This is a genomic window from Novosphingobium aureum (assembly GCF_015865035.1).
Taxonomy (GTDB): domain Bacteria; phylum Pseudomonadota; class Alphaproteobacteria; order Sphingomonadales; family Sphingomonadaceae; genus Novosphingobium; species Novosphingobium aureum.
In genome coordinates this window covers 117,170-142,086 of the sequence record NZ_JADZGI010000004.1, presented here as the reverse complement: position 1 = coordinate 142,086, position 24,917 = coordinate 117,170, and the positions used below count along the sequence as shown (strand labels likewise).

Genomic DNA, 24,917 nt, shown 5'->3' with positions numbered 1-24,917 from the left:
ATCACGAAGACCCCGTCCGGCCCCGTGCCGGGCGGGGTCTTCCGCGTTTGGGGACAGCAGGGAAAGGGCCGGGCTGAGGGCCGGGCCCGCTTCACGGGCGACATGGTGCACGAACGAAAAAGGGGAGCTCGATGGCTCCCCTTCTCGGCGGATGAATTGTCCTGTCGCTGTGCCGGTGTCAGGCAGCCCGGGCACGCGCTCCAAGCTTGCGTCGCGCAAAGACTGCCGCAGCGGCTGCACCGAACAAGATCACCATCGGCGGCTCGGGAACATCGGTCGGCGGAGGCGGGGGCGGGGGCGGCGGTCCACCGCTCGTTGTGCTGCTGCCCGAGGTGCTCGAGGTCGAACTACCACCAGTCGAGGTACTGGAGCTACCGGTGGTGCTGCCACCCGTGCTCGTGCTGCTCCCGCTGGTCGTGCTGCCGCCGGTCGTGGTGCTCGTGCTGGCCCCGCCTGAGGTGGTGGTCGACGAAGAGGTCCTGCCACCGGTACTCGAGCTTTCGCCACCACTCGACGACGAGGTCGACGTAGAGGACGAAGTCGAACTGGACGACGAGCCCGAAGAGGAAGTCGAACCACCGCTCGAGCTTGCACCGCTGCTGGTGGTGGAGCCGCCCGAAGTCGCACCGCCCGAGGTCGAGGTAGTCGAGGTGGAACTTTCGCCGCCGCTCGACGACGAAGTCGAGCTGGATGAACCGCTGGAACCGCCCGAGGAGGTCGAGGTGGAGCTGGTTGCTCCCTCTTCGCCCCCCGAAGAACTCGACGAACTGGACGAAGACGAGGAGCTCGACGAAGAAGAGCTGCTCGAACTGGAACTCGTCGAGGTGATGACGACGGTGCTGCCGCCGCTCGACCCGCCGCCGAAGAAACCGCCGAAGAAGCCACCACCGAAACCACCGCCGCTCGACGAACCGCCGATCACGACCGGCGGCGTGCCTCCGCTCGTGCCACCCTGGGGGATGACGCGGCTTGCCGGGGGATCGTAGGGCACGGGAAGCGGTGCCATGGCGATCTGCGGCTCGACCGGGGGGGCAATGTTGCGCTCGCCGACCGGTGCCGGGCGTGGACGGCGCACGATGCGCTTGGCCGGCTTGGCCTGCTTGGCGACCTTGACCTTGCGATACTCGGTCTTGGCGGACTGCTGTTCGGCCACATGGACGGCGCCGCCACCCACGACGGCGCAGCCCGCCGCGCAGGCAGACAGTTTTGCGATGGCAGTCCTTATCGACATGGCAAAATCACTTCTCGTTCTCGTCGCACCTGACCGGCTGTGTCGACCCGATCACAGAGAGCCCTATGACACACCCGACCTCTGAATGAGGTTAACGCGACGCCCCTCTTAGCCCCATTTTTCCTTAGCATGAGGGATAAACGTAGTTAATGGAATCGGAATCGGGACGCCATGTGCCATAACGGGACGAACCGAGCCGCCCGGGCATATGCAAATCACCGGTATCGCCCCGGCATTGGCGGCGTCGCTGTGGCTCAGCCTTCCGCCCTGCCCGAGTCGAACAGGCCCACCTGACGTGCATTGCCTGCCGCGCCTTCGGGTGGTGTCAGGCCGAGGTGCTGCCAGCCACGATCGTTGAGGCAGCGGCCACGCGCGGTCCGCGCGACGAGGCCGAGCTGGATGAGGTAGGGCTCGATCACTTCCTCGATCGTGTCACGCGGCTCGGACAGGCCCGCCGCCAGCGTCTCGACGCCGACCGGGCCGCCCTTGTAGATGTCGGCGATCATCGTGAGGTAGCGCCGGTCCTGCATGTCGAGACCGATCGAATCGACGTCGAGCCGGGTCAGCGCATCGTCGGCGATGGCGCGGGTGATGACGTCCGAGCCCGCGACGTGGGCGAAGTCGCGCACGCGGCGCATCAGGCGCCCTGCGACGCGCGGCGTTCCGCGCGAGCGGCGCGCGATCTCGGTCGCGCCGCCCTTGTCCATGCCGATGCCGAGCAGGTTCGCCCCGCGCGTCACCACGTGCTCCAACTCGGGCACGGTATAGAACTGGAGGCGCACCGGGATGCCGAAACGGTCGCGCAAGGGGGTCTGGAGCAGCCCCTGTCGCGTGGTGGCCCCAATCAGCGTGAAGGGCGGCAGGTCGATACGTACAGAACGTGCAGCAGGGCCTTCGCCGATGATGAGGTCGAGCGCGCGGTCCTCCATCGCCGGGTAGAGCACTTCCTCGACCACCGGATTGAGGCGGTGGATCTCGTCGATGAACAGGACGTCGCCCTGCTCGAGATTGGTGAGCAGCGCAGCGAGATCGCCCGCCTTGGCGATGACCGGGCCCGAGGTGGCGCGAAAGCCCACGCCCAGCTCGCGCGCGACGATCTGCGCCAGCGTCGTCTTGCCGAGGCCCGGCGGTCCGAAGAACAGCGTGTGATCCATCGCCTCGCGCCGCGACTTGGCGCTCTCGATGAAAACGTGCAGGTTGTCCTTGGCCGCTTCCTGCCCGACGAAATCGGACAGGGTCTTTGGCCTGAGCGCCGCATCGGCGTCCTCGGGCTGCGAGGCGGGAGAGAGGATCGGGTTATCGGTCATCGGTAGAGGCAAACGTTCCTTGCGTAGTCCCAGGCGCCCGAAGCATCGAGGCAGCTGTCGATCGCCAGCCAGCGCATGAGCCAGTTGGCGAGAAGGGCCGCAGCGGCCAGTCCTGCGAGGACCAGAGCCGCGAGCCCGGCCTTCTTCACGGCAGCAGCACGTAGCCCTGCTGCTGCAGGAGCGCAAAGGCATCCATCGCAGACAGTGCCACCTGCACGCCGGGGATGAGGTCGCTCCTGTCGATGCCCATGGCCTTCGCGCTCTGGCCGCAGATGTAGATCTTCACCCCGTGCGCGAGCAACTGGCCGACGAGCTTGCCGCTGGCATTGGCCTGGGCCTTGCCATCGAAGTGAGCGGCATAAGCGGCATCACTGGTAAGGTCCCAGCCCGCCTTGCCATGCACGACGAGGGCAACCGCGATGTTCTTCTCGGGCACGCCGGCGGCAACGTTCATGTTGATGAAGCGCGCGGCGGTGTCGAAGGCGCGCAGCACTTCGCCGGGCTTGGCACCTTCGTGGACGTTGTAGACGACCTTGAAGTGCGTCTCGGGCCCTACCGGCAAGTCGGACTCGACCCGGGCCACCGCGCCGTATTCGGTAAAGACCGGCCCCTTGCTGAAACCGGACATGTCCTGCGCTGCGAGCGGTGCGCCCGACACCAGGCCAAGCGCGAGCGCTGCCGTCACGAACCTTGCGATCATGGTCAATCCCCTCTTCACCCCGAAGCCTTCTTGAGCGCCACGCGCACGAGATCGTTGAGCCCGGCATCCTCGCCCAGCTTGCCCGTCGCATGGGCGACGGCGGCGCTGGCGACGGCGGGCTTGAAGCCCAGATTCTGGAGCGCCGAGACGGCGTCCGCGCTGGCCGAGCCTGCGGGCACAACGGCCGTCGCGCCGAGCGCCGGCGAGCCCGGTGCCACCGGCATCCCGCCCGCCTTGTCCTTCAATTCGTTGACGATGCGCGTCGCGAGCTTGGGGCCAACGCCATTGGCGCGCGCGACCATCGCGCTGTCTCCGCCCGCGCAGGCGCGCTGGAGTTCCTCGGTCGAGAGCACCGAGAGGATCGCCAGCGCGACCTTCGACCCCACCCCCTGCACCGCGGTCAGCAGCCGGAACCAGTTGCGCTCGGCCGCCGAGGTGAAGCCGATCAGGCGCTGGTCGGTCTCGGAGACCTGCATCTCGGTATGGACCACGACCTTGTCGCCGCGAATGCCGAGGTGATCGAGCGTGCGCGCCGAGCAGTGCACGAGGTATCCAACGCCATTGACGTCGATCACCGCCCAGTCGGGGCCGGTGTCGTCAAGCAGTCCGGTGAGCTTCGCGATCATGGTTTGTTCCTATGGCAGGAACGAAATCGCCACGCCAGCCCCTATCGCGCGCGATCCACCGGTGCGCGCCCCCAACCACGCCGCGCCGCTCAGTCGTTGCCCTGCATCTCTTCGGGAACCGCGTCGTGAGGGCCGAAATAGAGCTGCGCGCACTCGCGCGCGAGGACCCCGCCGACAAGCGTCAGGTCGTCCTTCCAGGCATCGGCGACGAAATCGAGCGTCGAGAGGTGGCGGTCCTCGAAGTACATTTCATGGACGTCGTCGCGCCCCGCGCCATAGACGATGCGGCTGATGCCTGCCCAGATCGAGGCCATCGTGCACATCCCGCAGGGCTGCAGCGTGGTGTAGAGCGTCGCGCCCTCGAAGCGCATCTCGCCGGTCGCCTCGCCCGCCGCGCGCATCGCCACGACTTCGGCATGGGCGGTGGGATCGTGGTGCTCCTCGGTAAGGTTGACGCCGCGCGCGAGCAGCACGCCGTCACGCACGATCACGGCACCAATCGGCGTCTGGGCAGGGTCGGTGCCCTTCTCGGCGACGGCGTGCTCGAGCGCCATGCGCATCCATACAGCGTCGCTGCTATCTACGCTCTTCGCGCCCGGTTCGGATCTGGTCATGCGCGGCAAACGCCTGGCCTTGCAGGCGCGTTCCCGCAAGGTTCAGCGGTGGCTGCCCAGCATGTTGGCGTGGGTGATCGCGACGGCGAGCGCGTCGGAGGCATCCTCGCCCGCCAGCGTGACACCGGGCAGCAGGACGCGCAGCATGTGCTGGATCTGCTTCTTGTCGGCACCCCCGGTACCGACCAGCGCCTTCTTGACGACCTTGGTCGAGTACTCCGCCACCGGCAGCCCGGCGCGCGCGATCGAGAGCATGGCGACACCGCGTGCCTGTCCGAGCTTGAGCGTCGATTGCGGGTTCACGTTGACGAAGACCTCCTCGACCGCGCCCGCATCGGGCCGGTGATGGAGGATCACGTCGGTCAGCGCCGCATCGAGCTCGACCAGCCGGTCGGCCATGCAGGCCTTGGCGTCGGTGCGGATCTGCCCGTTGGCGACGTGGCTGAGGCGGCTGCCGCTCTTGGCGACCACGCCCCAGCCGGTGCAGGTAAGGCCGGGATCGAGCCCGATGATGATCATGGCGCCAAGTGCCCCGGCTTATCGGATCAACTCGGGAAGGACCGTATCAGCCCAGCTTTTCCATGACCTCGTCGGAGATCTCGTAGTTGCCCCAGACAGTCTGGACGTCGTCGTCGTCGTCGAGCGTATCGACCAGCTTGAGCAGCGTGCTCGCGGTGCCCTCGTCGACATCGACCTTGAGGTTGGGACGCCATGCCAGCTTCACGCCTTCGGCCTCGCCCAGAACCTTCTCGAGCTCGGCGGCGACTTCGTGAAGCGCGTCGGAAGCGACCCAGATGCTGTGGCCGCCCGGATTCTCGTCGCCATCGCCCATGTCGCTCTCGACATCGTCGGCGCCCGCCTCGATCGCGGCCTCGAGAACCTTGTCCTCGTCACCCACCGAGGCGGGATACTCGATCAGGCCGAGACGCTCGAAACCGTGGCTGACCGCGCCAGAAGCGCCGAGGTTGCCGCCGTTCTTGGAGAAGGCGGTGCGCACGTTGGTGGCGGTGCGGTTGCGGTTGTCGGTCAGTGCCTCGACGATCAGCGCGACACCGCCCGGGCCGTAGCCCTCGTAGCGCACTTCCTCGTAGTTCTCGGCATCGCCCTTCGAGGCCTTGTCGATCGCGCGCTGGATGTTGTCCTTGGGCATCGACTGCGCCTTGGCGGCGTTGACCGCAGCGCGCAGGCGCGGGTTCATGTCGGGGTCGGGCATGCCCATCTTGGCGGCCACGGTGATTTCGCGGCTGAGCTTGGAGAACTGCGCCGAGCGCTTCTTGTCCTGCGCACCCTTGCGATGCATGATGTTCTTGAATTTGGAATGGCCTGCCATCGGTCGCTCTTCTTGTCTGCCCGCCGCCTGGTGCATCACCGGTGCGCGACGGCGATAAACGCACATGCGCGGCGGCTACGGGGCGAGTCCGTTAAAAATCTGGTCGGGCGCCCTTACAACAAGGCTTCGCCCCAGAGCAACACCTGCCACGATTGGCGCCTTTACCATCCGCTCGGACCTGCGGCCTGCCGCTGAGACAGGCACTCAAGCCAAGACGGACGCTTCTTGATGCCATTACCGATCAGTCTCCAGTGGCAAGGCGCGCCCGAACGACGAACACTGGCCCCATCGCTGCAATCGAGCCGGGGGGCCTTTTCATGCGCATCTTTATGCAATCATCACTGCGACTGTGCGGACTGGCACTTCTCGCCTCTGCCCTATCCGGCTGCGGAACGGTCGGCCGGTCGGCCAGAGTAAATCCTGCCATAGCGGCGAGCATCGGCAACCAGGACTGTCTGGTCGAAGGGCTCGAGGGCGATGACAAGCTGGCGCTCGATCTCGATTGCTTCACTTTTCCAAAAACGGTGCGCAGCAAGAATGCGCCACAGGAAAAGAAAGCACCAGAAAAACTCGCCTATACAGAGGCGCTCGGCAGCCAGACTGCGCGCAACCGACTGCAGGCAATCCTGCTCTCGCGCGCCGACATGATCTGCACGCAGGAGAAAGGCCGTATCTACGGTCGCAGGGCCGCCGTCTCCTCGATCCTCGACTTCTTCGCGGCAGGTCTCAGCACGAGCAGCAGCATCGTCACGGGGGAGCGGGCGAAGTCGATCCTGGCCGGCCTGGCCGGGCTTTCGGTGGCGACCCACAGCAACATCGACGCGAACGTCTACCAGAACCAGATTGCCCCGGCGATCACCAAGGTGATGGATACCGAGCGCAATCGCCTCATGCAGTCACTGCTCGCGCGCCGGATGGATTCGGTAGACACCTATACCGTCGACGACATGGTCCGGCTGGTGAACGAATACCATCAGGCCTGCTCTTTCGAGAAGGGCGTACAGCTGTTGCTCGACGCAGCGCTCAATCAGGAGGGCATGGCGGCCGTCGTCCGGGAAATGAACCTGCGGCAGGCAGAGACGCTGCTCAACATGCAGATCGCATCCGAAACGCGGCGCGCAGGCGATCCGCTGCTCAAGGACAAGGCCGAGGCGAGCCTTCTGCAATTGCAGGACCGCTTGCGCACCCTGCAGCAAGAGAGGTTCCAGAACCTGATGCAGAACCCGGTCAGCGTGAACGAACCCGTGACGGCACCGGCCACACCTCCCATCGCCCTGCCGAACCGGCTCGATACCGAAGTGACGCCTTCAGGTACTCCCGAACCAGATCACGCAAGCGACGAGGCGGATCACGAAGACAACGGCGCAGACGATGGCCCCACCCCCGGTCCCGAACCGGGTTGAGCGGGGGCTACGACCAAGGCTCAGCGATACCTCGTCCTTCGCGAAACCAAGGACGAGCGCAAGACAATCACAGCACGACCGCAGTGCCCGAGCAGCTCACCATCAGCATCGAGCCGGTCTTGCCAAGCACTTCGTAGTCGATGTCGACGCCTACGACCGCGTTGCCGCCAAGGCGAAGCGCCTCTTCCTCCATTTCCGCAAGCGCTTCCTTGCGCGCACGCTGGAGGACCTGTTCGTACTTGCCCGAGCGGCCACCGACGATGTCGGTAATGCTGGCAAAGAGGTCACGCACGAGGTTTGCCCCGACGATGACCTCTCCGGTGACGACACCGAGGTATTCCTTTGCGGGACGTCCTTCGACAATCGGGGTGGTAGTGGTGATCATAAGCCTCTCCCTGACAATACAGTGTGACAAGCAGCGCGAAGCGCGGCGCAAATTTTCCGCTCGGGATACCGGGTGCCCCCGGGAAAACACGCGAAGAACGCCGCCTCGCACTTGACGCAGGCAGGCAATCAGACACCTAATTGTCCGCGAGAACAAGCTTTTGGCAAGGTAGCAGGATTAGACCTCGGGACATGTCGAGCCAGCAAGACCCACGATCCACCGGCGCGCCCGCCAGCTATCGCACCATTCTCGGAGACCTGCTCGGCTTCCTTGCCCGGCCCCGGCTGATGCAGCCCGCGGGCCTCGCCCGTGCCTCGAACTGGGGGGCGCTGGGCGTGCTATGCGTGCTGCACTGGGCAGTGCTGATCCTTTGCCTGCTGCCACTCACGCTCATGGTGCAGAAATCGATGGGGCTCGCCCCGCCCGACGCCTTCGGCAAGATCCCGGGCAACTGGCTGATCCCGGCAGTGGTTGTGATCGCCCCGGTGCTCGAGGAGCTGGTGTTCCGGGGCTGGCAGAGCGGTCGACCCCGCGCCCTGTGGCTGCTCGCCTGCGCCATCGCCGCATCGATCGCGACGGCAGCGACGGTGCACGACGGCAAGCTCATGCTGGCGCTGCTCGCGGGCGTGATCCTTGTCGCGGTCGCAGGGTGGACGGCCCTGCGCCGACGCGCCCCGCTGCGCAGCTTCGCGGGTGCGTTCCCCGCGATCTACTGGATCATGGCACTGGTCTTCGCGGGCGTGCACACGCTGAACTATGCGCAGGTCTCGGCAGCGACGCTGCTGCTGGTCCTGCCGCAGCTGTGGGCAGGCATCATGCTGGGCTTCACGCGCCAGCGCATCGGCCTCGTCGGCTCGATGATCGAGCACGCCAGCGCCAATGGCGCGGTGGTCCTGCTCGGTCTCGTCGCCGGGAGCTGAGCCAGCCGCTGGCGACGCAAGCGGTCCGGGCGGACAGGGACGGCGCCCCTGCCAGCACGGACCGGCAACGCTCAGTCGAGGCCGAGCGCGTTGCGGTAGGTCTCGAGCACGAGATCCATCTCGCGACGGTCGTCGGGCTTCATCTTACGCAGGCGCACGATCTGGCGCATGATCTTGACGTCGTAGCCGACCGCCTTGGCCTCGTTGTAGACGTCGCGGACGTCGTCCGAGATGCCCTTCTTTTCCTCTTCGAGGCGCTCGATGCGCTCGATCAGGAGGCGCAGGCGATCGTCGGTGGTTTCGGCCATGGGATATCAGCTCCGCAAGTTGGATTTCGGGAATCGGGTGTCGTGTGACGAATGGCCGGGGCTGATAGCGCCAGCTTGAGATTCGGGCAAAGACTTCGCCTGTGGATATCGTGGAACGATCGGCGTGTGGAACAAGCGATCCACCTCCCGCTTTTCCTTGCCGCAGTCCCTTGCGGGGCGCACGGGCCGAGGGGAAGACACGAGATGCAGCACGAGACACAATCGCCGGACAGTGGCGCGAGCACCCTGGAACGCGGCGCAGGCCGCTTTGCCGGGCGCGTGGTCATCGTGCTCGCACTCGTCGGCGTCGCCTATCTCCTCGTTACCATGGCGAGCTTCCTGCTCATGGTCGTCGCCGCTGTCGTGCTCGCCGTCGTGTTCGACACTCTCGCCACTGCCATCGGCAAGCACACGCCGCTCGGACGCGGTCTGGCGCTGACCCTGTCAGCGCTGATCCTGCTCGGTGTCTTCGTCGGAGCGCTGTTCCTGTTCGGCGCGCAGCTCGCAGGCGAGTTCGACGCGATCCGCGCCGCGCTGCCCAAGGCCGTCGACAGGCTCCAGCAGCTGCTTGGCGAGCTGGGCATCGGCCCGGCCGTCCAGCAGACGATCGCGCAGGCCAAGAAGGGCTCCTCGGACCTGCTCGGCAATGCCGGGGGCTATGTGATGACGATGGGCACGGGTCTCACCAACCTCGTGCTGATCATCGCCGGCGCCCTGTTCATCGCCGGCAGCCCGCAGCTCTACCGGCGCGGACTGCTGCTGCTCGTGCCCGAAAAGGCGGAAGCCGTCGCCGAGGCGGCGCTCGACGATGCCTGGATGGGACTCACCGGCTGGATGCGCGGACAAGTGATCTCCTCGATCCTCGTCGCGATCCTGACCTGGGGCGGCCTTGCACTGCTCGGCATTCCCTCGGCAGCGGGCCTTGGCCTCATTGCCGGGCTGCTCGACGTCATCCCGCTGATCGGTCCGGTCATCGCCGGGACCCCGGCCGTGCTGCTCGCACTCACCGTCTCGCCGATGACCGCGCTGTGGACCGCGGGGCTCTACCTCGTGGTGCAGCAGCTCCAGGGCAACCTGCTGCAGCCGATGATCCAGAAGCAGGCGGTCAACATTCCGCCCGCGATCTTGCTCTTCGCCGTCGTCGCCGCGGGCACGCTGTTCGGCATGCTCGGCGTACTGCTGGCAGCGCCGCTGACGATCTGCCTCTACGTGCTGGTCCAGCGCATCTACGTGAAGACGCTGCTCGGCAAGCCCATCGAGATCGGCAACGGCGAGGACTGAGTCTGCGCGGCCATGACCGCCCGATCAGTGACCGGGCGCGTTCTTCTTCAGGCTCTCTTCCATGCGCGCGAGCTGCTCGGGCGTCGCTTCGCTCTGGTACTTGTCCTTCCACTCGGCAAAGGGCATGCCGTGGATCAGCGCGCGTGCCTCGGCCTTGTCGCCCTCGAACCCGCCGTCGCGGATCCAGTCTGCCAGACAGTTGCGGCAGAAACCCGCCAGCCCCATGAGATCGATGTTCTGCGCATCGTGGCGCACCTGCAGGTGCCTCACCAGCCGGCGGAAGGCCGCTGCAGCCGTTGCGTCATCGAGCGTGTCTATATCCAGCTTCTCGTCCATTACCCTACCGTTCGAACTTGGTTTGTTGGCAACCCTTTGCCATATGGGCCGCGGGTTCCGAAAGAGGCAGACCGAATCTTGGCAAACATTCCCTATCGTCGTTCTCCGCATCACCGTGGCATCAAGCGCCAGCGCAGGGTCAAGATCCTCGCGACGCTCGGCCCTGCCAGCCGCGACAAGGAGACGATCGCCAAGCTGCTCCAGCGCGGAGCCGACGCCTTCCGCGTCAACATGAGCCACGGCGACCACGAGACTCACCGCGAGACCATCGCCAACATCCGCGCGGTCGAGAAGGACCTGATGCGCCCGGTCGCGATCCTGTGCGACCTGCAGGGCCCCAAGCTGCGCGTTGGCCAGTTCAAGGACGGCAAGGCCTTCCTCAAGCACGGCGCGCACTTCACGCTCGACCGCAACCCCGAGCCGGGCGACGACGATCGTGTCTGCCTACCCCATCCCGAGCTTTTCGGCATCCTCGAGAAGGGCCAGCGCCTGCTGATCGACGACGGCAAGCTGCAGCTCAAGGTGATCCGCGCCGACGAGAACGAGATCCTGTGCTCGGCCGAGGTCGGCGGACCGATCTCCGACCGCAAGGGTGTCAACATTCCCGATGCGATCGTGCCGGTCCCGGCGCTGACCGAGAAGGACAAGCGCGACCTCGCCTTCGCGGTCGAGCAGAAGGCCGACTGGATCGGCCTCTCCTTCGTCCAGCGTCCCGAGGACGTCGCCGAGGCGCGCAAGCTGATGGGCGGCCACGGCGCGCTCATGGCCAAGATCGAGAAGCCCGCGGCGGTGACCAGCCTCGAGGGCATCATCGAGCTGTCCGACGGCATCATGGTCGCGCGCGGCGACCTCGGCGTCGAACTGCTGCCCGAGGAAGTCCCCCCCATCCAGAAGCACATCATCGAGAAGACCCGTGCCAGCGGCAAGCCGGTGGTGGTCGCGACGCAGATGCTCGAATCGATGATCAAGAGCCCTACGCCGACCCGCGCCGAGGTCTCCGACGTTGCCAACGCGGTCTACGACGGCGCCGACGCGGTGATGCTCTCGGCCGAGACCGCGGCGGGCGACTGGCCGGTCGAGGCCGTGACGATCATGGACCGCATCGCGGTGAAGGTCGAAAGTGATTCGACCTATGCCGAGCGCATCCACATTGCCCAGACCCCGCTCGATGCGACCACCGCCGACGCGCTGGCCGGTTCCTGCGCGCAGATCGCGGACACCCTGCCGATCGAGGGCATCATCGTCTTCACCGGCTCGGGCGGTTCTGCCCGCCGCGTGGCGCGCGAACGTCCCGCCGCGCCGATGCTCGTGCTGACCCCCTCGCAGACCTGCGCGCGCCGTCTCGCACTGCTCTGGGGCACGCACACGGTCACCACCCGCGACATCGGCAGCTTCGAGGAGATGATCGCCAAGGGCAAGCGCATGGCGCTGCGCCACGGCTTCGGCGATGCCGGCACGCGCCTCGTCACGCTGGCGGGCGTGCCCTTCGGCACTCCGGGCTCGACCAACCTGCTGCACATCGTCACGCTGACCGGCAACGAGCTGGAAACGCCGCGCTAGGAAGGACCCCGGAGCCATGGCTCTGCACAACTGGTGGCTGTTCGTCGTCGCGGTCTTCCTGCTGAGCGCGACACCGGGGCCGAACATGCTGCACGTGCTCTCGCGCAGCGTGGAACTGGGCTACAGGCGCTCAGTTGCCGCCATGGCGGGGTGCCTCACGGCCCTCCTGTGCCTGCTCGCAGCCTCGGTCGCCGGCCTCTCGACCCTGCTCCACGCCATGCCGGGGCTGTTCACGATCCTGCGCTACGCGGGCGCGGCCTACCTGCTCTACCTCGGCTACCGCGCCTGGCGCGCACCGGTCGAGGTGGCGGCGGCGGTGGAGGGGACACATGGTCTTTCAGCGCCGCACGTGCCCGCCCGCACGGTGTTCCGCACCGGCTTCACGATCAGCATTTCCAACCCGAAGGCGATCCTTTTCGCGGCGGCCTTCCTACCGCAGTTCATCGACGCCGGGCGTCCCCAGCTTCCCCAGTTCGCCATACTCGTCGCGACTTTCGCCGTCATCGAGGGGCTCTGGTACAACATCTACGCGCTGGGAGGCCGCTCGATCGCGGCCTCGCTGACCCGCGCCCCGGTCAAGCGGCTGTTCAACCGCCTGACCGGCACTGTCTTCGCAGGTTTCGGACTGGCCCTACTGGCCAACCGCTAGCGTTGCGACGCCGGGGGCTCAGCCGCGTGCGCCAAACAGCGCCGAGCCTACGCGCACGTGCGTCGCGCCGAGCATGATCGCGGTCTCGAAGTCGCCGCTCATGCCCATCGAAAGCTGGTCGAGGCCATTGTCCGCCGCGATCCTGGCGAGCAGCGCGAAGAACGGCGCGGGCTCGATCTCGAGCGGGGGCACGCACATCAGGCCGATGACCGGAATCTGCGCCTCGCGCGCCGAAGCCAGCAGCGCGGGCACCTCGGCGATAGGGCAGCCGCCCTTCTGCTCTTCCGCACCGATGTTGACCTGCACGAAGCACGGCACGCGCCGACCGGTCTTGTCCATCGCCTTGCCCAGCGCGCTGACCAGCGAGGGACGGTCGAGCGAGTGGATGCAGTCGAACAACCCGACTGCGTCCTCGGCCTTGTTCGACTGGAGCTGGCCCACGAGATGCAGCGCGATGTCGGGATGCGCCTCGCGTAGCGCGGGCCACTTGTCCTGCGCTTCCTGCACGCGGTTCTCGCCGAAGACGCGCTGGCCTTCCCCGATCAGCGGCGCGATGCGCTCTGCCGGATGAGTCTTGGAAATGGCGATGAGTTCGATGTCGTCCGCCTTGCGCGAGGCGATCGCGGCGATGCGCGCGATGCGCGCGCGCACTTCGGCAAGCGGGGATGCGTCGTGCGGAGTAGAGTCTGGCTGATCCATGGCGCGCTGCTATAGCGTCCCCGTGCCCAACCGCCACCCATCGATTCCACACCTGTGGCTCGTCTCCGACGCGCGCAACGATGCCGTGCTCGAGCAGGCCATGGCGCGCCTGCCGCGCGCGAGCGGGGTGATCTTTCGCCATCACCACTTGTCCGATGGCCCTCGCAAGGCCCGGTTTCGCGCCATCTCGAGGATCGCCAGGCGGCGCGGCCACCTCGTGGTGCTAGCCGCAGATGTCGCCACCGCGCGGCGCTGGGGTGCCGACGGTGCCTATGGCGCGCCCGCGAGACTGGCGCAGGGCCCCGCCCTGCTGCGGCTCGTCACCGTCCACTCGCATCAGGAACTGGCCGCAGCGCATCGCGCGCGCGCCAACGCGGTGCTGATCTCCCCGGTCTTCGCGACCCGCTCGCACCCGGGCGGCAAGTCGCTCGGTGTGCTGCGCTTTCACCTCCTCGCAGCTCATGCCCGTGTCCCGGTGATCGCGCTGGGCGGGATGACGCGAGCGACGGCAAGACGTCTGCACACCACCCGGTGGGCCGCAATCGACGGACTTTCCGGCGAGTCGGACAAGTCCCCCACAGCCTGATTCCCGCTATGTTCTTGACGCAGAGTCCCTGCCCGTCGCATTATCGATCCGCTTAACTCGAGGGAATTCCACATGGCGACACGCTCCATGGGCCAGGCGCGGCGCGCGCCGCGGCCCGACTGGCGCGCAGTTCTGAAACGTTCGGTCCGGCGTGCGGGCGAGCTCGGCGGCGCGCTGGCGCTGTTCGCGGCGATGGCGTTTCTCGCCGTCGCCCTGCTCAGCTACCACCAGACCGACGCCTCGGGATCGACTGCCGCGGGCACCACCACGCAGAACTGGATGGGGGCGCCCGGCGCCTGGGTCGCCGACGCGGTGCTGATGCTGTTCGGGCCGGTGGGCGCTCTCTTCGTGCCGCTGCTCTACGTCTTCGCCCGCAAGCTGTGGCTGCTCGTCGAAGAGGACGACAGCGAGGTCGAGCATTCCAACCAGCGCTGGTGGCGCCCGGTCGCCTTGCTGATCCTGGCGATGGTGCTGATCGCGACCGTCCTCTCGCTCTGGTTCTCGAGCCCCGGCGGCAACCTGCCCGCCTCGATGGGCGGGATCACCGGACTGCTCGGCGCCGACGGCATCGAGGCCCTTTCCGGCCTCGCGCCCGAAGCCGTGCAGGGATGGATCAAGCTTTGCGTCGCGCTGGTCTTCCTCGTCACCGGGGTCGCCATGCTCGGGCGCATCTTCGCGATCGACTGGGGCGTGCTGCTGACCTTGCCCGGACGTATCGGCCGCCTGCCGGAAGCCCTGCCCGGCGCGCTTCCCTCTGCGCCGCGCAAGCCCCGCGCCCTCGCGCGCAAGCGCCAGTCCGCCGACGACGAGGACGATCTCGCCGCCGACCTCGACACCGGCCCCGCCCGCGATGCGGAAGCCCCTGCCAAGGCGCGCCCGGCCCCCGCCATCACCGGCGAAAAGCCGCGCAAGGCGCCCGAGATCGTCGACCCCAAGGCCACCGCCACGCCTGCGCAACTCGGCCTCGGCAGCCGCCAGAAGGACATGTTCGACACTTTCGAGCTGCCCAGCCTCGACCTGCTCGCCGACCCGCCGCCGGGATCGGGCCAGAAGATCGACAAGCTCAGCCTCGAGCGCAACGCCCGCCTGCTCGAGACCGTGCTCGACGACTTCAACGTCAAGGGCGAGATCACCGCGGTGCGCACCGGACCGGTCGTCACCATGTACGAACTCGAGCCCGCACCCGGCATCAAGGCCAGCCGCGTGATCGGCCTGGCCGACGACATCGCGCGCAACATGAGCGCGATCTCGGCGCGCGTCTCCTCGATCCCGGGCCGCACGGTCATGGGCATCGAGCTGCCCAACGCCGACCGCCAGATGGTCTCGTTCAAGGAGATGGTCGCCTCGGAAGCCTTCGCGCACCACAAGGGCATGCTGCCGATCATCCTGGGCAAGGACATCGCGGGCGAGCCGGTCGTCGCCGACCTTGCTAAGATGCCGCACCTGCTCGTCGCGGGTACCACCGGTTCGGGCAAGTCGGTCGGCCTCAACGCGATCCTGCTCTCACTGCTCTACCGCATGACGCCCGCGCAGTGCCGCCTGATCCTGGTCGACCCCAAGGTGCTCGAGCTCAAGAGCTACGACGACATCCCGCACCTGCTCTCGCAGGTCGTGACCGAACCGCCCAAGGCGGTGCGCGCGCTGAAGTGGGCGGTCGAGGAGATGGAGCGCCGCTATCGCATGATGAGCGAGATCTCAGTGCGCAACCTCGAAAGCTTCAACGAGAAGGTGCGCAGCCACGCCGCCAAGGGCAAGCCGCTGGGCCGCCGCGTGCAGATCGGCTTCGACCCCGAGACCGGCGAGGAGCTCTACGAGGAAAACCAGCTCGACTACGAGGTCCTGCCCCAGATCGTGCTGATCGTCGACGAACTCGCCGACCTCATGGTCACCGTCGGCAAGGAAATCGAAGTGCTCATCCAGCGCCTCTCGCAAAAGAGCCGTGCGGCGGGCATCCACCTCATCATGGCGACGCAGCGCCCCTCGGTCGACGTCATCACCGGCGTCATCAAGGCCAACCTGCCGACCCGCATCTCGTTTGCGGTGACCAGCCGCATCGACAGCCGCACGATCCTTGGCGAACAGGGCGCCGAGCAGCTGCTGGGCAAGGGCGACATGCTCTACAAGCCCAACACCGACCCCATCAAGCGCGTCCACGGCCCCTTCGTCTCCGACGAGGAAGTCGAGGAAGTCGCCACCTTCTGGCGCTCGCAGGGCAAGCCCGACTACATCGACGCGGTCACCGAGGAGCCCGAGGAAGGCTCGTTCGGCTTCGACGACCTCGACGCCACCGCCTCGGACCAGCCCGAAGAGCGCAAGTACCGGCAGGTGTGCCAGCTGGTGTTCGAGAACCAGAAGGTCTCGGTCTCCTGGCTCCAGCGCCAGATGGGCGTGGGCTACAACACCGCCGCCAAGTGGGTCGAGCGCATGGAGAACGACGGCTTCGTCGGCCCGGCCAACCACGTCGGCCGCCGCGACATCTACCGCGACGAGAACGGGAACCCGCTATGAGGCATCTGCATGCCCTGCTCGTGCTGAGCGCACTCGTCGGTGCCGCCCCGCTCGCGGCCAAGGATAAGGCTGGGGTCTCGGTCGAAGCCGGTCCAATCCAGCAGGGCGTGTGGCACCGCGTCTTCGCGCTCGACATCGAGCGCACGCTCGGGCGCAGCGTACTCGTCGACACCGCGAGCATGCGCGCAGGGGGCCTTGGCCGCAGCTTCAAGCAAGCCGAAACGCTGCTCTCCGACCAGGGCAGCTGGAGCCGCGGCACGACCATCTACTCTCGCCGCTCGGTCAATTGCGCGACGCTCCAGAGCACCACCTACAGCTGGACCGCGCTCGCCCCCAGCGGTGCGCAGGTCTCGAGCGGCACGGTACCCGCACCCAAGGTGAGCGCGATGCAGTGGGACAGCGCACAGGGCAAGGTGCTGGGCTTTGTGTGCAAGGGCATCAAGCCGCGCTAGCACCGCCACTGGCGCCCCGGCGCTGGCCTTTTCTCAAGCGACCCGATCTTGCCACTTGGTAATCGCACGCAGGCACCCTAACTTCGCGCTTTCCCAAAGACCTGGAACGCGCCCGGAAGGACACCATGGAAGATCACGGTCAGGCTTTCCTTCTGCAGGACGGCTTCTTCCTCCTGGGCACGGCCCTCATATTCGTCCTGCTGTTCCGCCGCCTCGGCCTCGGCGCGACGCTGGGCTACCTGCTTGCAGGCGCCATTCTCGGTCCTTCCGCGCTCGGCCTGATCGGTGACCCGGAAAGCAAGATCGGCATTGCCGAACTGGGCATCACCCTGCTGCTCTTCGTCGTCGGCCTCGAACTCGCACCGCGACGGCTGTGGCGCATGCGCCACGAGATCTTCGGGCTCGGCCTGCTGCAGGTCGCCTTGTGCGGCCTCGCGGTATCTGCGGTGATCTATTTCTTCACGCCGTTCACGCTGCAGGCCGCCCTCGCGCTCGGCTTGCCGCTCGGCCTCTCCTCGACCGCGCAGGTCCTGCCGATGCTGCAGAGCGCGGGAAGGCTCAACAGCCCCTTTGGCGAGCGCGCCTTCGCGATCCTGCTGTTCCAGGACCTCTCGATCATCCCGCTGATCACGATCATCGCGGCGATGAACCGCAACCCGGCGCTGCCCGAAGGGCCGCCGGGATGGCAGCTCGCAGTGATGACGCTGCTCGCCATCGCCGGTCTCATCGCGGCGGGGCGCTTCGTCATCCGCCCGCTGTTCCGCCTGATCGGCAATCTCGGCGAGCGCGAGATGTTCGTCTTCGCCGCGCTGTTCACGGTGATCGCCTCAGCCGCGCTGATGCAGGCCCTCGGCCTCTCGACCGCGCTCGGCGCCTTCATCGCCGGGGTCATGCTCGCCGATTCGCCCTATCGCCACGAGCTCGAGGCCGACGTCGAGCCGTTCCGCTCGATCCTGCTCGGCCTGTTCTTCATGGCCGTGGGCATGATGCTCGACCTCTCCGCCATCGCCGAGCATCCGCTGTTCGTCGTCAGCATGGCCCTGACCCTGATCGCGGTGAAGGCGGCGATCATCTTCGGCCTCGCGCTGGCCTTTCGCATGCCATGGCGCGGCGCCCTCGCGCTCGGCCTGCTGCTCAGCCAGGGCGGCGAGTTCGGCTTCGTGCTTTTCGCGCAAGCCAGCCAGGCGATGCTGGTCCAGTCCGAGGCTGCGAGCCTGTTCGGCGCGATCGTCACCCTCTCGATGGTCACCACCCCGTTCCTGATGATGGCGACCCGCCGCATCCGCGAGACCCCGCAGGGCAAGGCGCAGGAACGCGAAGGGCCGCGCGCCGACGGATCGAGCGCGATCGTGGTGGGCTATGGCCGCTTCGGCCAGACCGTCGCGCAGATGCTCAATGCCGCCGAAATCGCGGTCACCCTGATCGATACCGACATCGCGATGATCGACGCTGCGCGCAATTTCGGCGCGCAGGTCTGGTTCGGCGACGGCACCCGGCTCGACATGCTGCGCCAGGCGGGCGGGAGCGATGCACAAGTGATCGCCTTCTGCATCGACAAGGACCAGCTCGACGAGGCTTTCCTGCGCGAAGTCCAGAGCACCTTCCCGCAGGCGCGCATCTATGCGCGGGTCTACGATCGCCGCTCGCTGCTGCGCCTCAAGAGCGCGCCGGTCACTTTCATGGTGCGCGAGGTACTGGGCTCGGCGGTCACGCTGGCGCGCTCCGCGCTCGATGGCCTCGGGCTTTCGATCGAGGACATCGACAAGGCCGAGGCGACCTATCGCCGGCTCGACAAGGAACGCCTCTCGCTCCAGCATGAGGCAGGCGACATCCGCGCCGCGCACGATCGCATCATCACCAGCCCGATGCGCAACGACCGCGATGGCGAGTCCGATCAGGGCACCGAATAGCCCGCAAAGCGCTTGACCCGGCGCAGCGAGAAGCTGGTCTTCATCGAGGATACCCCGGGTAGGCGCGAGAGGCAGTCGCGATGGATGCGCTCGTAGTGGTCGAGCCCGGCTGCCGCGACGCGCAGCTGGTAATCCGCGCCCCCGCTCATCAGGTTGCATTCGAGGATGTCGTCGAAATCGCAAACCGCGCGCTCGAAGCGCTCCATCGCCTCGCTACTCTGCGAATTGAGCGTGATCTCGACCATGACTTCGGCGGGCAGTCCGATCTTGCGCGCATCGAGCCGGGCGACGTAGCCCGCGATCACACCCTGCTCCTCGAGCGCCTTGATCCGGCGGTGACATGCCGAGGGCGAGAGATGGACGCGTTCGGACAGCTCGGCGACCGAACGCGAGGAATCGGCCTGCAGCGCTGCGAGCAAGGCCCGGTCGGTACGATCCACGATAAAATTTCCTACTCAGGCAAAATTTTCCGCAAAAATATCGCATGAAGATTTCCGCGCAAGCCACAAAACGGCGAAACCTTGCGAGCCCGGCGGTGTAATCTCTGGTGAAACACTCACACTCCATGGGGAGAACCAGGATGCGCGTCGGCACCGTCAAGGAAATCAAGAACCACGAATACCGCGTTGGCCTCACCCCCGAGAGCGCCTTCGAACTGATCGCGCACGGCCACGAGGTCTGGGTCGAGGCCGGTGCGGGCCTCGGCATCGGTGCAAAGGACGCGGCCTACGAAGCAGTCGGCGCGAAAATCATCGCCACCGCTGCCGAAGTCTTCGCCGGTTGCGACATGATCGTTAAGGTCAAGGAGCCGCTGGCCCCCGAGCGCGCGATGCTGCGCGAGGGCCAGATCCTCTATACCTACCTGCACCTCGCGCCCGATGCCGCGCAGACCGCCGATCTCGTCAAGTCGGGCGTGACCGCGATCGCCTACGAGACGGTCACCGGCCCCGGCAACTCGCTGCCGCTGCTCAAGCCGATGAGCCAGGTCGCGGGTCGCATGTCGGTCCAGGCAGGTGCGACCGCGCTCGAGAAGGCCAATGGCGGACGCGGTGTGCTGCTCGGCGGCGTTCCGGGCGTCATGCCGGGCAAGGTCGCGGTGATCGGCGGCGGCGTGGTCGGCTTCAACGCCGCGCAAATGGCCGCGGGGCTGGGCGCGGACGTGACCATCCTCGACCGCAACCCCGACGTGCTCGAGCGCCTCGGCAACCACTTCGAAGCCCGCGCCAAGACCCGTTTCGCCAGCACCGCCAACCTTGCTGAGAGCGTCGCCGAGGCCGACCTCGTGATCGGCGCGGTGCTGATCCCGGGTGCCGCCGCACCCAAGCTCGTCACCCGCGATATGCTGGGCACGATGAAGCAGGGCGCGGTGCTCGTCGACGTCGCCATCGACCAGGGCGGCTGCTTCGAGACCAGCCGCGCGACCACCCATGCCGAGCCGATCTTCACCGTCGACGGCATCGTCCACTACTGCGTCGCCAACATGCCCGGCGCGGTCGCGCGCACCAGCACCTATGCGCTCAACAACGTGACCCTGCCCCATGCCCTGGCCATCGCGGACCTTGGCTGGAAGGCCGCACTCGCGCGCAACCCGCATCTTGCCGAGGGCCTCAACGTCCATGCCGGCGAAGTGACCTACGAGGCGGTCGCCCGCGAACTGGGCTATGCCTACCGGCCGACCGCCGACCTCATCGGTTGATCGACCCATCGGCATTCTAACTTAAGTCAAAATCCAAGGTCGTTAACCTTGTATTGAGCACGCTGCCCCATGGAGCAATCATGTTCCATGGGGCGCGCCTTTTCCGATTCTTGCTATGGGCCCTTTGCGTCGTCTTCGCGCAGCCCGTGCTCGCGGCCCCCGCCCTTTCCACGAACGCTGACGCTACGCACGGTTTCGCCCCGGGAGGGCTGTGTACCGCGCTGGCACCGCAGGCCAGCCAGCGCGGCCGCTCCACGGCTGTGCTCGCCGGCGATCCTGGCAAGTGGGACTGCACCGGCGCGACGTGGCCGATCAGCGGGAGCCGCTCGACGCTCGTGCGGATCGACATGGCAGGGCACGATCCCGCTTCTGGGGATGTTCTCGCAACGCGCCTGACCCGCTTCGAGAAAATCTGGATCACGGCCATCGGCCAAGACAGCAGCACGGCGCGCATCGCCATCGATCACGACGACCTGACGTTTTCGAGTACTCGCTGGATCATGCACATGCCGCTGCCGCGACTGAAGGGGCCGGTCAGCGCCTATGTCGTCGAGGTCGAGGGGGCGCGTCATCCGGGCATCTTCTCCGACATGAGCGTCGAGCCACCGGCTGGCCCCCAGGCCGCAGCAATCCGCGAACTGGTGCTGGCCGCACTATGCGGGCTCATGTGCATGCCACTGGTCCTGAACTTCGCGTTCTACCGCGTGCTGCGCCAGCGCTTCGTCCTATGGCACGCACTCGCGGTCTTCTCGATGCTGATCCAGACCGTCGTCACCAGCGGGCTGGTCAACCGTTTCGCCTCGCTTTCGCTGATGCAGATCAGCCTGCTGTCCTCGCTCAGCATAGCCACCACCATCGTCGCCGCCGCGCAGTTCTTCGCTGACCTCGTCGAGCCGGGCATGCTGCCGCGCTACCAGCGCCGCGCGCTCGATGCACTGACGCCCTGGATGGCCTTCTGGACGGTCTACTACCTGTTCGCCTCGGGACCGTTGTTGCCCAGCGTGGCGGACCTCTACTACCTCGCCTTCATCCCGGTCCTCGCGGTTCTGCTCGGCTCGATGGTGACCGCCGCGCTGCGCGGCAGCCGTACGGTCTGGTTCCAGATCATCGGCTGGGCACCGCTCATCGCGACCGCGCTCAGCCGCATCGCCTCGCTGCTCGGCATGACCGAGGCCCCGCTCGGCTTCATGGTCGAGCAGCATCTCTCGATTGCCTTCGAGGTCATCGTCACCTCGCTGGGCGCGGCAGACCGCTTCATGGCGATCAAGAACCAGCGCGACCATGCCGTCGCGCAGTCCAAGGTGCTGGAGAACCTTGCCGAGCGCGACCCGCTGACCGGTCTGTACAATCGTCGCGGCTTCGAGGAGCGTTATGCGCGCCTCACCCGCGAGGGCTATCAGACCATGGCGATCATCGATCTCGACCATTTCAAGCGCGTCAACGACACCATGGGCCATGCCACCGGCGATGCCGTGCTGCGCGCGGTCGCGCTGGCCCTGATGCCCGACGAGGACACCATTGCGGTGCGTCTGGGCGGCGAGGAATTCCTGCTGCTGATGCGCGGTGAGGATGCTCCCGAGCGCGCCGAACGTCGCCGCACCTCGATCCCCGCGCGCATCGCCAACGAGGTCCCCGGGCTCGATGGCCTCGTGACTGCCAGCATGGGGATGGTGACGATGACCGGCCCTACGCGCTTCGCGACGCTCTACAGCCGCTGCGACAGCCTGCTCTATGCGGCCAAGGCCGCAGGGCGCAACCGATCGATGCGCGAATTGAGCATGGCCGAGGCAGCGGCAGGCGTGCCCGTGGCGATACCCGCCTCAGGCAACGTCATCAGTCTGCACTGAGTTTTCAGTCCACGAAGAAGCGCGCGGTGATCTCGGCGGGGACACGCATGATGCGCCCTGTTTCCTGCGCGATCATCGCCCAGGTCGTGCGCGAGCGCACCACGGTCCTGCCGCGCGCATCAATGAATTCGACGCAGCGGTCGAAACGCGCCCCGCTGGGCGCATCGGGGATGAAGGTGCGCGCCGTCACGCTCTCGCCCTCGCGGATGTTGCCGCGATAGTCGATCTCGTGGCGGGTCACGACCCAGACGTACGCGGCCTGCCACTCGGGCAGCGCGACGGCTTCCCAGTGGCTCACCGCGATCTGCTCCATCCACTGCACCCAGACCGCATTGTTGACGTGGCCGAGCTGGTCGATGTGCTCGCCCAGCGCGGTGAAGGTCATGGTGAAGCCCTCGTCCTTGGGTGCAGCGCCCTCGCTCATCCCTCGATGCCGAGCTGCCACAAGATGAAGGCGAACTCCTCGGCGGTTTCCTTCAGGCTCTCGAAGCGGCCCGACTTGCCGCCGTGGCCCGCACCCATGTTGGTCTTGAGGATCAGCTCGTTGTCGTTGGTCTTCAGCTCGCGCAGGCGCGCGACCCACTTGGCCGGCTCCCAGTAAGTCACGCGCGGGTCGTTGAGGCCGGCGGTGACCATCAGGGGCGGATAGGCCTGCGCCCTCACCTGGTCGTAGGGGCTGTAGCTCAGGATATGCGCGAAGGCCTCGGCATCCTCGATCGGGTTGCCCCACTCGGGCCATTCGCCCGGGGTGAGCGGCAGGGTCTCGTCGAGCATGGTGTTGAGCACGTCGACGAAGGGCACGTGCGCGACCACCGCGCCGAACAGCTCGGGGTCGGAATTGATCACCGCCCCCATCAGCTCGCCGCCTGCCGAACCGCCCGCGATGGCAATCTCGCCTGCCGAGGTGAAGCCGCGCGCGACCAGTCCCTTCGCGCAGTCGACGAAGTCGTTGAAGGTATTGGTGCGCCGCTCGAGCTTGCCCGCCTTGTACCAGGCCCGGCCCATGTCGTCGCCGCCACGGATATGCGCGATGGCATAGGCAAAGCCGCGGTCGACGAGGCTGAGGCGACTGGTCGAGAAGCCGGGGTCGATCGAGATGCCGTAGGCACCGTAGCCGTAAAGGTAGAGCGGTCCGCCCTCGCGCCCGAGCGTGTCACGCCGGTCCTTGCGGTAGACGATCGAGACCGGGATCATCGTCCCGTCACGCGCCTCGATCTCGAGCCGCTCGGTAGCGTAGAGGTCCTCGTCGTAGCCCGAAGGGATTTCCTGGACCTTGAGCGTCTCGAGGCTTCTTGCGGCAACGTCGTAGTCCATCACCGAGGAAGGCTTGACCATCGATTCGTAGGACAGGCGCAGCTTGTCCATGTGCCACTCGGGATTGTTGCCCAGCCCCGCCGAATAGGTCGCCTCGGGGAAATCGATCGCCTCGATCCGCTCGGGATCGTCGTAGTAGTGCACCGCGATCCGGTCGAGCCCGCGCTCGCGCCCCTCGACCACGAAGAAGTCGCGGAACAGGTCGAAGCCGGTGAGGTAGAATTCGTCGCTACCCGCGATCAGCGTGGTCCACTCGGACGGATTGTCGAGCGGTGCCGTGGCGACGCGGAAGTTCTCGTGGGTATCGTTGGCATGGACGTAGAGCACGCCCTCGCGCTCGTCGACGTCGTACTCGACACCCTTCTCGCGCTTGCGCACGAGTATCTGGTCACCGAGCGGATCGGCGGCGAGGACGAGGCGCACCTCGCTCGTCTCGTGATCGCTCGAGCCAATGACCAGCCACTTCTCGTTCGCCGTGAGCGAGGCGCCGACACGGAAGCCATCGTCATCCTCGTGGTAGAGCTCGACATCCTTGTCGAGCGGATCGCCCAGCCAGTGCAGGCGGGCATTGTCGGTGCGCCAGTGCTCGTTGGCGAGCGAGTAGACGAGGCCCTTGTCGCCAGCGACCCAGACGAGCGAGGAAAGCGTGCCCGGAATCTCGTCGGGCAGCATCTCGCCGGTGACGAGGTTCCTGATCCGCGCGGTGAAGCGCTCCGAACCGTTGTCGTCGATAGAATAGGCGAGCAGGCGCCCATCGGCACTTACCGAAAGCGCGCCGAGGCGGAAGTATTCCTTGCCCTCGGCCAGCGCGACCTCGTCGAGGATCAGCTGGTTGGCCGCGGGATCGAGGGTTACATCGGCGCCTGCCGAGACCGGCCGACGCCACCACTTCTTGTATTCGGCGCCTTCCTCGAACTCGATCCAGTAGAAATAGTCGCCGTCCTTCTGCGGCACCGAGGTGTCGGCCTCCTTAATGCGCGCGCGCATTTCGCGGAACAGCGCGTCGATGCGGCTCGCCTGCGGCGCCATGCGCGCCTCGAACCAGCGGTTCTCCGCCTCGAGGTGAGCGAGCACCTCCTTGTCGGTGACCTCGGGGTAGCCGGGATCGCGCAGCCAGGCGTAGTCGTCGCTCACGGTCTGGCCGTGCAGACTGAATTCGCGGGTTTTCTTGGGCGCGCGCGGAGCGGCGGCGAGGGTCTGGGTGGAATCTGCCATGCCCTGCATCTATGTTTGCGCCATGACTCCCGCAAGCCGG

26 protein-coding genes are annotated in these 24,917 nt (G+C 66.7%); 12 read left to right on the top strand and 14 right to left on the bottom strand.

Annotated features, from left to right (window positions below; all coding sequences use genetic code 11):
* Nucleotides 1-206: 206 nt before the first annotated feature.
* Nucleotides 207-986, top strand: a complete 780-nt coding sequence (locus tag I5E68_RS17715; protein WP_197166629.1) for a hypothetical protein — start codon at nucleotides 207-209, stop codon at nucleotides 984-986.
* Between the two features lie 499 nt (nucleotides 987-1,485).
* Here I5E68_RS17715 and ruvB read toward each other — a convergent pair whose 3' ends face one another.
* The 7 genes from ruvB to I5E68_RS17680 form a co-directional block, all read right to left on the bottom strand.
* Nucleotides 1,486-2,538 (bottom strand): Holliday junction branch migration DNA helicase RuvB, encoded by a 1,053-nt coding sequence (gene ruvB / locus I5E68_RS17710; RefSeq protein ID WP_197166628.1) that lies wholly within the window; start codon nucleotides 2,536-2,538, stop codon nucleotides 1,486-1,488.
* Nucleotides 2,535-2,687, bottom strand: a complete 153-nt coding sequence (locus tag I5E68_RS17705) for a hypothetical protein (protein WP_197166627.1) — start codon at nucleotides 2,685-2,687, stop codon at nucleotides 2,535-2,537. The genes ruvB and I5E68_RS17705 overlap by 4 nt, the downstream gene beginning before the upstream one ends.
* Entirely contained in the window at nucleotides 2,684-3,238 is a 555-nt protein-coding gene (locus I5E68_RS17700) for a DsrE family protein (protein WP_197166626.1), read from the bottom strand. Before I5E68_RS17700 ends, I5E68_RS17705 begins: the two co-directional genes overlap by 4 nt.
* 14 nt (nucleotides 3,239-3,252) lie before the next feature.
* Nucleotides 3,253-3,864, bottom strand: coding sequence for a Holliday junction branch migration protein RuvA (gene ruvA, locus I5E68_RS17695; RefSeq protein ID WP_197166625.1), 612 nt, complete (start codon nucleotides 3,862-3,864; stop codon nucleotides 3,253-3,255).
* 89 nt (nucleotides 3,865-3,953) lie between these two features.
* Nucleotides 3,954-4,478 (bottom strand): nucleoside deaminase, encoded by a 525-nt coding sequence (locus tag I5E68_RS17690; protein ID WP_228727317.1) that lies wholly within the window; start codon nucleotides 4,476-4,478, stop codon nucleotides 3,954-3,956.
* A 42-nt stretch (nucleotides 4,479-4,520) separates the two neighbouring features.
* Nucleotides 4,521-4,997, bottom strand: coding sequence for a crossover junction endodeoxyribonuclease RuvC (gene ruvC / locus I5E68_RS17685; RefSeq protein WP_197166624.1), 477 nt, complete (start codon nucleotides 4,995-4,997; stop codon nucleotides 4,521-4,523).
* A gap of 46 nt (nucleotides 4,998-5,043) precedes the next feature.
* The gene (locus tag I5E68_RS17680; protein WP_197166623.1) at nucleotides 5,044-5,808 is read right to left on the bottom strand and encodes a YebC/PmpR family DNA-binding transcriptional regulator; all 765 of its coding nucleotides are present in this window, start codon (nucleotides 5,806-5,808) and stop codon (nucleotides 5,044-5,046) included.
* A gap of 317 nt (nucleotides 5,809-6,125) precedes the next feature.
* Here I5E68_RS17680 and I5E68_RS17675 point away from each other — a divergent pair, with 317 nt between their 5' ends.
* Entirely contained in the window at nucleotides 6,126-7,211 is a 1,086-nt protein-coding gene (locus I5E68_RS17675) for a hypothetical protein (RefSeq protein ID WP_197166620.1), read from the top strand.
* 67 nt (nucleotides 7,212-7,278) lie between these two features.
* On the opposite strand, the gene I5E68_RS17670 is transcribed toward I5E68_RS17675, so the two are convergent.
* Entirely contained in the window at nucleotides 7,279-7,596 is a 318-nt protein-coding gene (locus I5E68_RS17670; protein ID WP_197166618.1) for a heavy metal-binding domain-containing protein, read from the bottom strand.
* 191 nt (nucleotides 7,597-7,787) lie between these two features.
* Here I5E68_RS17670 and I5E68_RS17665 point away from each other — a divergent pair, with 191 nt between their 5' ends.
* A complete protein-coding gene (locus I5E68_RS17665; RefSeq protein WP_197166617.1) occupies nucleotides 7,788-8,516 on the top strand; it encodes a CPBP family glutamic-type intramembrane protease in 729 nt (242 codons plus the stop codon).
* A 71-nt stretch (nucleotides 8,517-8,587) separates the two neighbouring features.
* Here I5E68_RS17665 and I5E68_RS17660 read toward each other — a convergent pair whose 3' ends face one another.
* Nucleotides 8,588-8,824 (bottom strand): DUF2312 domain-containing protein, encoded by a 237-nt coding sequence (locus tag I5E68_RS17660; protein WP_197166616.1) that lies wholly within the window; start codon nucleotides 8,822-8,824, stop codon nucleotides 8,588-8,590.
* Between the two features lie 204 nt (nucleotides 8,825-9,028).
* On the opposite strand from I5E68_RS17660, the gene I5E68_RS17655 reads away from it, so the two are divergent.
* Nucleotides 9,029-10,105: an AI-2E family transporter gene (locus I5E68_RS17655; protein WP_197166615.1), complete on the top strand. Its 1,077-nt coding sequence runs from the start codon at nucleotides 9,029-9,031 to the stop codon at nucleotides 10,103-10,105.
* 24 nt (nucleotides 10,106-10,129) lie between these two features.
* Here I5E68_RS17655 and I5E68_RS17650 read toward each other — a convergent pair whose 3' ends face one another.
* Nucleotides 10,130-10,441, bottom strand: coding sequence for a DUF1244 domain-containing protein (locus tag I5E68_RS17650; protein WP_197166614.1), 312 nt, complete (start codon nucleotides 10,439-10,441; stop codon nucleotides 10,130-10,132).
* Nucleotides 10,442-10,519: 78 nt separating this feature from the next.
* Here I5E68_RS17650 and pyk point away from each other — a divergent pair, with 78 nt between their 5' ends.
* Together pyk and I5E68_RS17640 are read left to right on the top strand one after the other, a co-directional pair.
* Nucleotides 10,520-12,001 (top strand): pyruvate kinase, encoded by a 1,482-nt coding sequence (gene pyk / locus I5E68_RS17645; protein WP_197166613.1) that lies wholly within the window; start codon nucleotides 10,520-10,522, stop codon nucleotides 11,999-12,001.
* A gap of 16 nt (nucleotides 12,002-12,017) precedes the next feature.
* The gene (locus tag I5E68_RS17640) at nucleotides 12,018-12,650 is read left to right on the top strand and encodes a LysE family translocator (protein WP_197166612.1); all 633 of its coding nucleotides are present in this window, start codon (nucleotides 12,018-12,020) and stop codon (nucleotides 12,648-12,650) included.
* Nucleotides 12,651-12,668: 18 nt separating this feature from the next.
* Here the strand turns inward: I5E68_RS17640 and I5E68_RS17635 are convergent, their stop codons facing one another.
* The gene (locus I5E68_RS17635) at nucleotides 12,669-13,349 is read right to left on the bottom strand and encodes a YggS family pyridoxal phosphate-dependent enzyme (RefSeq protein WP_197166609.1); all 681 of its coding nucleotides are present in this window, start codon (nucleotides 13,347-13,349) and stop codon (nucleotides 12,669-12,671) included.
* Between I5E68_RS17635 and I5E68_RS17630 the strand changes: the two genes are divergently transcribed.
* The 4 genes from I5E68_RS17630 to I5E68_RS17615 all read left to right on the top strand — a co-directional run bounded on the left by I5E68_RS17630 (nucleotide 13,348) and on the right by I5E68_RS17615 (nucleotide 18,805).
* Nucleotides 13,348-13,935 (top strand): thiamine phosphate synthase, encoded by a 588-nt coding sequence (locus I5E68_RS17630; RefSeq protein ID WP_197166599.1) that lies wholly within the window; start codon nucleotides 13,348-13,350, stop codon nucleotides 13,933-13,935. The two genes, I5E68_RS17635 and I5E68_RS17630, sit on opposite strands and share 2 nt — an antisense overlap.
* 72 nt (nucleotides 13,936-14,007) lie before the next feature.
* Nucleotides 14,008-16,443: an FtsK/SpoIIIE family DNA translocase gene (locus I5E68_RS17625; protein WP_197166593.1), complete on the top strand. Its 2,436-nt coding sequence runs from the start codon at nucleotides 14,008-14,010 to the stop codon at nucleotides 16,441-16,443.
* Entirely contained in the window at nucleotides 16,440-16,895 is a 456-nt protein-coding gene (locus tag I5E68_RS17620; RefSeq protein ID WP_197166588.1) for a hypothetical protein, read from the top strand. The genes I5E68_RS17625 and I5E68_RS17620 overlap by 4 nt, the downstream gene beginning before the upstream one ends.
* A gap of 125 nt (nucleotides 16,896-17,020) precedes the next feature.
* Nucleotides 17,021-18,805 carry a cation:proton antiporter domain-containing protein gene (locus I5E68_RS17615; RefSeq protein ID WP_197166586.1) on the top strand — a complete coding sequence of 595 codons (1,785 nt, stop codon included), beginning with the start codon at nucleotides 17,021-17,023 and terminating at the stop codon, nucleotides 18,803-18,805.
* On the opposite strand, the gene I5E68_RS17610 is transcribed toward I5E68_RS17615, so the two are convergent.
* Nucleotides 18,790-19,245, bottom strand: coding sequence for an Lrp/AsnC family transcriptional regulator (locus I5E68_RS17610; RefSeq protein WP_197166583.1), 456 nt, complete (start codon nucleotides 19,243-19,245; stop codon nucleotides 18,790-18,792). The two genes, I5E68_RS17615 and I5E68_RS17610, sit on opposite strands and share 16 nt — an antisense overlap.
* Before the next feature lie 140 nt (nucleotides 19,246-19,385).
* On the opposite strand from I5E68_RS17610, the gene ald reads away from it, so the two are divergent.
* Nucleotides 19,386-20,501 (top strand): alanine dehydrogenase, encoded by a 1,116-nt coding sequence (ald, locus tag I5E68_RS17605; RefSeq protein ID WP_197166581.1) that lies wholly within the window; start codon nucleotides 19,386-19,388, stop codon nucleotides 20,499-20,501.
* A gap of 80 nt (nucleotides 20,502-20,581) precedes the next feature.
* On the top strand, nucleotides 20,582-22,348 hold the full coding sequence (locus I5E68_RS17600) for a sensor domain-containing diguanylate cyclase (protein WP_228727316.1): 1,767 nt from the start codon (nucleotides 20,582-20,584) through the stop codon (nucleotides 22,346-22,348).
* A 4-nt stretch (nucleotides 22,349-22,352) separates the two neighbouring features.
* On the opposite strand, the gene I5E68_RS17595 is transcribed toward I5E68_RS17600, so the two are convergent.
* Nucleotides 22,353-22,772, bottom strand: coding sequence for an acyl-CoA thioesterase (locus I5E68_RS17595; RefSeq protein ID WP_197166577.1), 420 nt, complete (start codon nucleotides 22,770-22,772; stop codon nucleotides 22,353-22,355).
* The gene (locus I5E68_RS17590; RefSeq protein ID WP_197166575.1) at nucleotides 22,769-24,886 is read right to left on the bottom strand and encodes a S9 family peptidase; all 2,118 of its coding nucleotides are present in this window, start codon (nucleotides 24,884-24,886) and stop codon (nucleotides 22,769-22,771) included. Before I5E68_RS17590 ends, I5E68_RS17595 begins: the two co-directional genes overlap by 4 nt.
* Nucleotides 24,887-24,917 lie beyond the last annotated feature (31 nt).

Coding starts and splice junctions, on each gene's coding strand:
- ruvB (WP_197166628.1), bottom strand. CDS start 2,538: ATGACCGATAACCCGATCCTCTCTCCCGCCTCGCAGCCCGAGGACGCC.
- I5E68_RS17700 (WP_197166626.1), bottom strand. CDS start 3,238: ATGATCGCAAGGTTCGTGACGGCAGCGCTCGCGCTTGGCCTGGTGTCG.
- ruvA (WP_197166625.1), bottom strand. CDS start 3,864: ATGATCGCGAAGCTCACCGGACTGCTTGACGACACCGGCCCCGACTGG.
- I5E68_RS17690 (WP_228727317.1), bottom strand. CDS start 4,478: ATGACCAGATCCGAACCGGGCGCGAAGAGCGTAGATAGCAGCGACGCT.
- ruvC (WP_197166624.1), bottom strand. CDS start 4,997: ATGATCATCATCGGGCTCGATCCCGGCCTTACCTGCACCGGCTGGGGC.
- I5E68_RS17680 (WP_197166623.1), bottom strand. CDS start 5,808: ATGGCAGGCCATTCCAAATTCAAGAACATCATGCATCGCAAGGGTGCG.
- I5E68_RS17675 (WP_197166620.1), top strand. CDS start 6,126: ATGCGCATCTTTATGCAATCATCACTGCGACTGTGCGGACTGGCACTT.
- I5E68_RS17670 (WP_197166618.1), bottom strand. CDS start 7,596: ATGATCACCACTACCACCCCGATTGTCGAAGGACGTCCCGCAAAGGAA.
- I5E68_RS17665 (WP_197166617.1), top strand. CDS start 7,788: ATGTCGAGCCAGCAAGACCCACGATCCACCGGCGCGCCCGCCAGCTAT.
- I5E68_RS17660 (WP_197166616.1), bottom strand. CDS start 8,824: ATGGCCGAAACCACCGACGATCGCCTGCGCCTCCTGATCGAGCGCATC.
- I5E68_RS17655 (WP_197166615.1), top strand. CDS start 9,029: ATGCAGCACGAGACACAATCGCCGGACAGTGGCGCGAGCACCCTGGAA.
- I5E68_RS17650 (WP_197166614.1), bottom strand. CDS start 10,441: ATGGACGAGAAGCTGGATATAGACACGCTCGATGACGCAACGGCTGCA.
- I5E68_RS17640 (WP_197166612.1), top strand. CDS start 12,018: ATGGCTCTGCACAACTGGTGGCTGTTCGTCGTCGCGGTCTTCCTGCTG.
- I5E68_RS17630 (WP_197166599.1), top strand. CDS start 13,348: ATGGCGCGCTGCTATAGCGTCCCCGTGCCCAACCGCCACCCATCGATT.
- I5E68_RS17635 (WP_197166609.1), bottom strand. CDS start 13,349: ATGGATCAGCCAGACTCTACTCCGCACGACGCATCCCCGCTTGCCGAA.
- I5E68_RS17625 (WP_197166593.1), top strand. CDS start 14,008: ATGGCGACACGCTCCATGGGCCAGGCGCGGCGCGCGCCGCGGCCCGAC.
- I5E68_RS17620 (WP_197166588.1), top strand. CDS start 16,440: ATGAGGCATCTGCATGCCCTGCTCGTGCTGAGCGCACTCGTCGGTGCC.
- I5E68_RS17615 (WP_197166586.1), top strand. CDS start 17,021: ATGGAAGATCACGGTCAGGCTTTCCTTCTGCAGGACGGCTTCTTCCTC.
- ald (WP_197166581.1), top strand. CDS start 19,386: ATGCGCGTCGGCACCGTCAAGGAAATCAAGAACCACGAATACCGCGTT.
- I5E68_RS17600 (WP_228727316.1), top strand. CDS start 20,582: ATGTTCCATGGGGCGCGCCTTTTCCGATTCTTGCTATGGGCCCTTTGC.
- I5E68_RS17595 (WP_197166577.1), bottom strand. CDS start 22,772: ATGAGCGAGGGCGCTGCACCCAAGGACGAGGGCTTCACCATGACCTTC.
- I5E68_RS17590 (WP_197166575.1), bottom strand. CDS start 24,886: ATGCAGGGCATGGCAGATTCCACCCAGACCCTCGCCGCCGCTCCGCGC.